This window comes from Cellulophaga sp. L1A9 (assembly GCF_009797025.1).
Lineage (GTDB): Bacteria > Bacteroidota > Bacteroidia > Flavobacteriales > Flavobacteriaceae > Cellulophaga.
Genome location: NZ_CP047027.1, coordinates 1,891,730 through 1,900,864, shown reverse-complemented (window position 1 = coordinate 1,900,864; position 9,135 = coordinate 1,891,730). Strand labels below are relative to the sequence as shown.

The window sequence follows — 9,135 nt, the reverse complement described above, 5'->3', positions numbered from 1 at the left end:
CCTACAAGTGCAATGAAAAAAATTGGAATTACTTTAGTGCTCTGTTTGTGCAGCTTATTTGCAAAAAGCCAAGAGTTAAACTCACCTCAACTCTCGCAGTATTTAGCAGACAATCCGTTTGTGCTATCACCTACCTATGCAGGTATTGGTGATCACGTAAAAATACGTATCAACGGACTTACACAGTGGGTGGGTATTGAAGATGCCCCAGATACACAATCTTTAGCAGCAGATATGCGTATTGGTAATAGATCTGGTGTAGGTATCTTTTTATACAACGATAGAAATGGCTATACCAAGCAACAAGGTGCACGACTTTCTTTTGCGCATCACTTAACATTAGATAGATATGACGACGAATTTTTATCATTCGGTTTGTCGTATAATTTTAATCAATTTAGAATAGACATTCAAGAATTTGTTAATGCTGGTGGTGATCCTGGTGTTACGGATGATAGATCTACAGCAAACCATAACTTTGATGTTGGGGTTTTATATAGAAAAGATAAATTCTATGCTAGTTTAAATGCATCTAACATTTTAGATAAAGATTTATCTGGGTTCAATATTACCTATGAGCCTAATCGTTTAAGAAATTATTATTTATATACAGGATATAGATATAAGAAAAGTAAAAATAGTGATCTTGAAATAGAGCCTTCCATTTTATATAAAATGTTTGAAAGTGATGGCCGTTCTGAAACGGATATGAACTTAAAATTTAGATTTTATCAATATGAAGATTACTATTATGCAGGAATCAACTATCGTTTTTTAAATGATCAGATTGGTACCCCTCTATATATCGCTCCTATTGTTGGTCTTAAAAAGAATAATTTATACTTCGGATATTCGTACCAAATACAATTAAACGAAATTACAAACTATAGCACAGGAACGCATGTTATTACCTTAGGGGTAGATTTATTCCAAGGATTGAGTAATTGTAGATGTACATATTAACGTTTTAAAACGGTAATTTTAAAAATACATGCTTTAAATTTACCAAAATTGTAAGTACACGTGGGTAAAATTAGCGTTAGTAATATTAGAGTCTACGCCTATCATGGGTGTTTAAGAGAAGAAAGTATCAACGGTAGCGATTATCGGGTAGATGTAGAAGTAGAAGCAGATTTAGCTAAAGCATCAGTTTCCGATAATTTAAAGGATACGGTTAATTATGTGGTAATAAATTACATTGTTAAAGAAGAAATGGCAATAAAGTCAAAACTTTTAGAACATGTTGCGAAACGTATTTTAGACCGAATATTTAAAGAATGCCCTACTGTAAATTCTGGCAATGTTACGGTATCGAAAATTAACCCTCCAATTAACGGAGATGTTGAAATGGTTTCGATAAACTTACAATTAAGTCGATGAACTACACACTTAGCAGATAGGATAACGTGATAATTATTCAGACATTTGTACCACAATTATGGCATTGTGGTCGAATTGGATAGACAAAGTTCCGCAAGAACTTTCATAGTGGTTCGAGTCCACTCGATGCCTCCAGTATCAAGTCTAAAACATTATTTTTACGATTTACAAATAATGTTGAATTATAATAGTTTTGGTGTTTTAAAACAAGTTATTCGTTTGTTTTATACCCATTAGCTGAAAAAGAAAAATCGAAAAAGAAAGCTCTAAATTTTTTTAAAGAAAGATTTAGAGCTTTTTTGCATTAAAATTGAATAATCATTGCAATATTTAATTTCTATTTTAATTAATTATTGTAAATTTGCAATCCTAAATTGGCATTGTGGCCGAGTGGCTAGGCAGAGCTCTGCAAAAGCTTGTACAGCGGTTCGAATCCGCTCGATGCCTCTTCAAAATCCTCTTCTTTCATTAGAAGGGGATTTTTTGTTTTATAAATAGTGGACTATGCCTTTATTAAAAATACCAAATTAAAAGAAAATTGGTCCCTAATTCTCCCTAAGTATCAGGACACAAGATGATATTATAATATCAAAAACTAAGCTAATTAAGAGTATTCCTAGTTAGTCCAAACGCTTTAATTCGGCACTTAAATTTTCTCTCGCGGTAGCTTCAAACTGAGTTTTAAAGAAATCAGTTTTATAAATCCCTTCTAAATTCAACATATTCATCAATACTTTTTTTCTTCCTTTACGATACATAAAATCGGGATAGATATAATATTCCTTTAGTATAGCTTTGGCATAAATAAGATAATTTTCAGGCTTTTCTCCTAAAACTGCTAAATCTAAATCTAACAGCACATTTGTATCATGATCTTTAGATAACTTATGTTCTTTTGTAGCTTCAATAAGATCCATAACTTCCGTAATAGCATCAAAAGATGTTTTTGAAATCATTTTTTTAAAATACAAGGCACTTTGGTGCTCATTATCACTTTTGGTAATACTATAAATACTATCATGATAATAAATAGCAAATAACAACGCATCTAAATGCTCCACTTTAGATTTCACTGTTTCTAATAAAGCAAACATATATGCCAAATGTTCCAAATTATGGTAATGTCTAGAAGTAGCGCTATACTTAAGTTCTAGTGCTTTCCAACATGCGGTAGCATACAAATCATCGTTAGTATACTTTCTAAAAAGATTCAAAAAAATTTCTTCCATTAGGGCTAATTTTTATATTCTTCAAAATTGATTTAAGCAGTAGTACCAATCAACCTAAAAAATGCGTGTAAAAACATTTTAAGTCGTTCTTAGCTACTTTTAGTACTTATCTTACTACGTATTAGTTTCTTCTATTTATAATGAATTAGAACTACCTTAATGCATTACAAGTTTTTATGTGCTGCTTTAATTTCATCATAAATACGTTTGGTACATACGGTTGCACTATTTTCTAAAATACCATAGGTAATAACAGCCCCTGCAAACAATTCTAATTCTGTTTTATTCTTTCCAGAATGCACATCCAATTGTAAAGAAGTAGGTGTCGTTGGTGGAAAAGTACCTGCCTTTTCAAAAGTTTTCTGAATAATATCTTCTGCTAAAAGAATACCTTTTTTTGCCGCAATAGTTTTTATTTCAAGCATTATTTGGGTAGCTTCTTCTTTCTGAGAAGCCACAGTACATACCGCACCTATAGAAGAATTGTGTTTAGCAGTTACCAAACCAAAACTAGCAATAAATATAAATTTTGACCAGATAGCCGTTTGCGCATTCTCTTTTAATTCAAAATCAATTTTACTGTTTTCTAATAGGGCGACTATCCACTCTAAATTTTCTGAATTATGTGCTTCATCTTTGCCTAATATTAACTTTCCAGCTGCACCTTTGTGCGCAACAATACCTTTTTCTTTTATATGTGAAGCTACATAAACACAAGAAGGCAAAATAGTAGTATTTGGTGCTAATGCCCTAATACGATCATAAATATCTGCACCATTCATCATAGGCAATAAAATGGTATTGGGTGTAATAGTATTAGAAAGTTGTGTACAAACATCTTCTAAATCATATTCTTTCACACAAATCAATATTAAATCAGGATCTTTAATAGCTGAAATATGTTCATAAATAGCATCGGGATAGGTACTACTATTTTCATATTCAGAAGACAGTAGTGTTAAGCCTTTTTCTTTTACAGTAGCATAGGTATTAGCTCTAGCAACAAAGGATATCTTATATTGTTTATTTTTTTCATTGGCTTGGTTAATTTTAAATCCAAAATAACCACCAACACCACCAAGACCAATAATAACTATATGTTTTTTATTCATCATTACATTTGTTTTTCACAAAGATGAATAGGCATTTTTAAAAAGCCACTTGATAAATGACAAGAAATTACATTTTACTAATTTCTTTTCTAATTCTACTCAAAGTACTATCCGTAATCCCTAAATAGGACGCTATAATTTTAAGCGGTACATGTTGGAAAATATGCGGTTGTACTTTTAAAAGATTTAAATACCTAGTTTCTGCTTTCTGACTAGCCATTTCTATCAATCTATCATTTAATTTATAGTAATTTATAACAAACAGTAGCCTGCTAAATTCTCTAAATTCAGTGATGTTATGAAAGTTAGCCTGTACATTATCAAAATTAGTTTCCCAAAAAGAACAATCTGTTAAGGTTTGATACACTTCTTTGGTGGGTTGCTTTTTAAAAAAAGATAAAAAATCATTGACAAAGCAAGGAGCTGCATAAATGTTTGTAGTTACTTCCTCATTATCTTCATTTAAAATATAAGACCGTACATACCCTTGTTCTAAAAAATAAGTTTTAGTACTGATGGTATTTTTATCTAATAAAATGGTATTCTTTTCTAAAGTAAAAGGGCAGAATGTTGCTGTAATTTTTTCGACAACGGGTTCTGGAATAGGAAATAGAGAATGGAAATAGGTATTTATTTTGGATTTCTCCATACATTAATTTGTTTGTAAAACTACTTTACCTCATGTATTAACAACTGTGATTAGAGCCTACATTATAACAGGAATTTCTAATTTATAAACTACAATGCTATTGTTGCTCCGCCTCCCTAATTAATTCTATTCCTTCTTGAAGGTTTAATTTGTCTTTAGGTAAAAAGCCTTTCGTAATTAATACAAGACCACAGATAATTAAGATAATACCCAATACTTTTTTTACTAAAAAGATACGTTTTGGAGTTAATTTTTTACGTAACTGCTTTGCTAATAACATTTTAAAAATATCAGTTACAAAATAAGCACCTATCATAGCACCAAAAAATACGAGAATACGATCGCTATTATTATCTAAACTAGGACCAACAATAATGATAATTCCGAGCCAGAAAACCAGCACACCAATATTAATAAAATTAAGGAGAAAGCCTTTTACGAATAAACTTAGGTAATGACCGCTAGTTACTTTCACCGCTTCATCTCTAAGTTTTACTTGTTTGGTTTTAAAAGTAATAATACCATAAACCAATAATATAGCGCCACCAAAAACATAGAGTCCTGGCTGATTGCTCAAATTCTCAAGCAATTGAAAACTACTAAAATAAGCTGCTGTAATAAATAATATATCTGCTAAAATAACGCCTAAATCAAATATAAGCGCAGCTCTAAACCCTTTTGTAGCACTTGTTTCTAGTAATACAAAAAAAACAGGGCCAATCATAAAGCTTAAAAAAAAACCTAATGGAATGGCTGCCTGTATATCTTCAATCATAAATTTTTACATTCTGGTTATAGTCCCGCCAAAAACAGTTTTTTCGTCCATTTTTTTCGGATTGCCATACACTAAAACTTCTCCTCCTGCCTTAACACTTGCTTTCACATAGTTAATAGCATAAATTTCTGCTTTAGAACCTGCATTTACATTTACAGTAGTAAAATTTGTTTTAAAAGATTTTCCTTGATAAATACCACCGGTATTGATCATCACATCTTGATTATCAGAAAATCCTGTAGTCGTAATAATACCACCAGTAACAGTTTTAATAAGTAATTGTTCTACTTGAGTGTTAATAATTAACTCACCACCTTCCTGAGCTTTAAGCTCTAGTAAATCCTGTTTTATAACTTCTTTACTGGTAATACGTGCATCTTCATTAACATCGATAGTAATTAACTCATCAGTATAGTACAAATCTACGAAAGTTCTATAACCACTGAAAATTTTACCAATCTCCATTCGTAATTTTAATACACCATCATTATTAATAATAGCAACCTTACTGGTATTTGCACCGGTGATCACTGCTTTATTAACGGTAGATTTTATTAAATTAATAGACAACCCATCAAAGGCTTTGACCGTCGTAAATTTATCAAGATCTTGAGTAACCTTCTCGGTTTGTGCATGCCCATTAATTAGTACAAACACTAAGAAAGTTACTATAAAATATTGTTTCATTTTTTTTGTTTTTAGGTAATACTAAACATTACTAAACAAATTCTATTCCAAAATATAAAACTTCGTTATTCTGCTTTACCAATCAGTGTAAAATCTAAATGTCTTTTTACAAGATCTGTATTCTTCACCATTACTTTAACTTCATCCCCAAGTTGGTATACTTTCTTGGTACGTTCCCCAATAATTGCATATTCCTTTTCATCAAAATTATAATAATCGCCTTTTATATCACTAATACGAACCATTCCTTCGCATTTGTTTTCTATAATTTCTACATAGATACCCCATTCTGTTACTCCAGAAATAACACCAATAAATTCACGATCTTGATGATCTTCCATGAATTTAATTTGCATGTACTTAATAGAATCACGCTCTGCACTAGAGGCTAAACCTTCCATGTCAGAAGAATGTTTACATTTTTCTTCGTACACTTCTTTTTTAGCAGAGGCACCATGATCTAAATAATGCTGCAATAAACGGTGTACCATAACATCAGGATACCTACGTATTGGCGAGGTAAAATGTGTATAATAATCAAAAGCTAAACCATAGTGACCAATATTATCTGTGGTATAAATAGCCTTACTCATGGTTCGTATAGCAAGAGTATCTACCATATTTTGTTCGCCTTTGCCTTTTACATCTTCTAAAAGTTGATTTAAAGAGCTGCTTATGGTCTTTTTATTTTTGAAGTCTAACTTATGACCAAAACGAGATATGATTCCGTTTAATGCCATCAGTTTCTCTTCATTTGGCTCATCATGCACGCGATACACAAATGTTTTCTCTGGTTTTTGCTTCCCGATAAATTCTGCAACTTTTCTATTCGCTAAAAGCATAAACTCTTCAATAAGTTTATTAGCGTCCTTTGCTTCTTTAAAATAAACACTTTCTGGTTCACCTTCTGGTGTTAAATTAAATCGTACTTCTAATTTATCAAAAGAGATAGCCCCTGCATTCATTCTACGCGCACGCATAATTTTTGCAAGTTCATCTAATTTTAAAGTGGCATTAACAACAGCATCAGAAACTTCATAAGCAGCATCTCTAATAGAAATATCTTCAGGAATGCTATTTACTTTATTTTCAATAATATGCTGTGCTTCTTCGTAAGAAAAACGTTCGTTAGAATTTATAACCGTACGGCCAAACCATTCGTTGATAACATGTGCTTTTTTATCTATTTCAAAAATAGCAGAGAAGGTATATTTCTCTTCATGCGGACGTAAAGAACAGGCATTATTAGAAAGTACTTCTGGTAACATAGGTACTACTCTGTCTACTAAATATACCGATGTTGCTCTTTCATAAGCTTCATCATCCATCACGGTATCTGGTAAAAGATAATGTGAAACATCTGCAATATGAATTCCTATTTCAAAATTCCCATTATCCAATACTTCAAAAGACAAGGCATCATCAAAATCTTTAGCATCACGTGGATCAATTGTAAAGGTTAGCGTATCACGCATATCTCTACGCTTTGCAATTTCTTCTGGTTTAATAGACGTATCTAAATCATTAGCAAATTGTTCTACTTCTACCGGAAATTCATAGGGTAAACCATATTCTGCTAAAATGGAATGTATTTCTGTATTGTGTTCTCCTGGTTTTCCTAAAACTTGCGTAATTGTTCCGTAAGGAGAATCTGTTTTATCGGGCCATTCATTAAATTCTACAATAACTTTATCGCCGTCTTGTGCATTGTTAATTTTATCTTTCGGAATAAAGAAATCAGTATACATTCTAAAATCTCCAACACGAACAAAAGCAAAAGACTTTTGCATATCAAGAATCCCTACAAAACTAGTCTTAAAACGTTTTACAATTTTAGTGACTTCGCCTTCTAATTTCTTCCCTTTTCTACGTGGATAGATGTAAATTTCGACCGTATCCTTATGAAAAGCCTTGTTTATTTTGTTTACTGGAACGAAAACATCATCGTCCATACCATCAATAATAATGTAAGCATTACCTCTTCCTGTAATATCTACAGTACCAGTATGGTATGTTTTAGTATTCTCTATAGCCTTGTATTTTCCAGGGGAAGTTTCTACAATTCTACGTTTCTCTTTTAGTTGTACTAATCTCTTTATTAAGTCATTACGGTCGTTAGCATCACTAATTTGTATTTTAGCAGCAATCTCTTTGTAATTAAAACTTTTATTAGGTTCCTTTTCTAGGACAGTGAAAATACCTCTTGTAATTTCATTCTTTTTCTGTCCTGAAGACCTTTTCTTTTTCTTCGACATTCAATTCTTTAATTTATCGGAAAATTACAAATTATAATCCATAGGTAGCATTAAGCATTCGTAAAGTCACTTTTTTAAATCTTCTTAGTTATAAACATATATAATATATATACTTTTTCTTTTTTTTAAAATTTAAATAAAATGGTGATTATTATAGTGTGTTAATAACCGATATAAATTTAATTAAGTTTACTTGTTTTGCGTGTATAAATAACTTTATTGACAATTTATACAATTGATTATAAATTTAAAATCAGTCCTTTAAATACGTTATCAACTAATCTTAATAACTTCTGTTAACATCAATTTATTGATAAGTAGATGTAAATTTATTGTTAACTACTCGGTTTGAAGTGGTGATATCTTTCCTGTAGATTTTTAGAAGTTTATCGTTGAAATACCAATAAGTTTCGTAAACCAGAATTACTATTTAATATCAAAATTTACTAGTTAGTTTTTTTAAGTAGTTTATCAACAATTCCACATAATTACTAAAGAGCTAAGTAACAGCATCTTTTCGGTATGGTTAAAAAAATGTTGTTAATAAGCCAAAATCTGTGGTGAAACCATAGGTATTTGTACCTTTACGGTATAAATAACAGTGTATTATGAAGATAGCTATAGGCAATGACCATGCCGGTACAGATTACAAATTAGCCATAGTAGGCATGTTAAAATCTATGCATATAGAGGTTAAGAACTACGGAACTGATAGTTTTGATAGTGTAGACTATCCAGATTTTGTTCATCCGGTGGCGGAAGATGTTGCTTCAAATGCTGTAGATTTTGGTATCATTATATGTGGTAGTGGTAACGGCGCTTCTATTACAGCAAATAAACATCAACAAGTACGCTCTGCTTTATGTTGGACCAATGAGATTGTAGCATTAGCTAGGCAACATAATGATGCTAACATATTAAGTCTTCCTGCACGTTATATTTCTTTACCTCAAGCTTTAGAAATGGTAAAAACATTTTTAGATACCAAGTTTGAAGGGGGTAGACATGAAGGTAGAGTAGAAAAAATACCTTGTAAATAATTTAGGAT

At 31.3% G+C, this 9,135-nt stretch carries 9 protein-coding genes and 2 tRNA genes; 5 read left to right on the top strand and 6 right to left on the bottom strand.

The genetic code is table 11. The annotated features are described in order from the left end of the window. Positions 1-12 precede the first annotated feature (12 nt). From GQR94_RS08225 to GQR94_RS08210, 4 genes are all read left to right on the top strand, one after another. Complete coding sequence (locus GQR94_RS08225; protein ID WP_158975036.1) at positions 13-963, top strand: type IX secretion system membrane protein PorP/SprF; 951 nt, start codon at positions 13-15, stop codon at positions 961-963. 60 nt (positions 964-1,023) lie between these two features. Beyond that, on the top strand, positions 1,024-1,380 hold the full coding sequence (gene folB / locus GQR94_RS08220) for a dihydroneopterin aldolase (RefSeq protein ID WP_158975035.1): 357 nt from the start codon (positions 1,024-1,026) through the stop codon (positions 1,378-1,380). Positions 1,381-1,440: 60 nt separating this feature from the next. Next, positions 1,441-1,515: transfer RNA gene (locus tag GQR94_RS08215), tRNA-Cys, on the top strand. Positions 1,516-1,756: 241 nt separating this feature from the next. Next, positions 1,757-1,827, top strand: a tRNA-Cys gene (locus GQR94_RS08210). A 173-nt stretch (positions 1,828-2,000) separates the two neighbouring features. Here the strand turns inward: GQR94_RS08210 and GQR94_RS08205 are convergent. From GQR94_RS08205 to rnr, 6 genes are all read right to left on the bottom strand, one after another. Further along, positions 2,001-2,609 carry a hypothetical protein gene (locus tag GQR94_RS08205; RefSeq protein WP_158975034.1) on the bottom strand — a complete coding sequence of 203 codons (609 nt, stop codon included), beginning with the start codon at positions 2,607-2,609 and terminating at the stop codon, positions 2,001-2,003. Between the two features lie 164 nt (positions 2,610-2,773). Continuing rightward, entirely contained in the window at positions 2,774-3,724 is a 951-nt protein-coding gene (locus GQR94_RS08200; RefSeq protein WP_233268659.1) for a ketopantoate reductase family protein, read from the bottom strand. A 64-nt stretch (positions 3,725-3,788) separates the two neighbouring features. Beyond that, positions 3,789-4,370, bottom strand: coding sequence for a Crp/Fnr family transcriptional regulator (locus GQR94_RS08195; protein WP_158975033.1), 582 nt, complete (start codon positions 4,368-4,370; stop codon positions 3,789-3,791). Between the two features lie 97 nt (positions 4,371-4,467). After that, on the bottom strand, positions 4,468-5,145 hold the full coding sequence (locus tag GQR94_RS08190; protein ID WP_158975032.1) for a LysE family translocator: 678 nt from the start codon (positions 5,143-5,145) through the stop codon (positions 4,468-4,470). A 6-nt stretch (positions 5,146-5,151) separates the two neighbouring features. After that, complete coding sequence (locus GQR94_RS08185; RefSeq protein ID WP_158975031.1) at positions 5,152-5,832, bottom strand: head GIN domain-containing protein; 681 nt, start codon at positions 5,830-5,832, stop codon at positions 5,152-5,154. A 65-nt stretch (positions 5,833-5,897) separates the two neighbouring features. Continuing rightward, positions 5,898-8,087 carry a ribonuclease R gene (gene rnr, locus GQR94_RS08180; protein WP_158975030.1) on the bottom strand — a complete coding sequence of 730 codons (2,190 nt, stop codon included), beginning with the start codon at positions 8,085-8,087 and terminating at the stop codon, positions 5,898-5,900. Between the two features lie 608 nt (positions 8,088-8,695). Here rnr and GQR94_RS08175 point away from each other — a divergent pair. Next, positions 8,696-9,127, top strand: a complete 432-nt coding sequence (locus GQR94_RS08175; RefSeq protein WP_158975029.1) for an RpiB/LacA/LacB family sugar-phosphate isomerase — start codon at positions 8,696-8,698, stop codon at positions 9,125-9,127. The last annotated feature ends 8 nt before the right edge of the window (positions 9,128-9,135 follow it).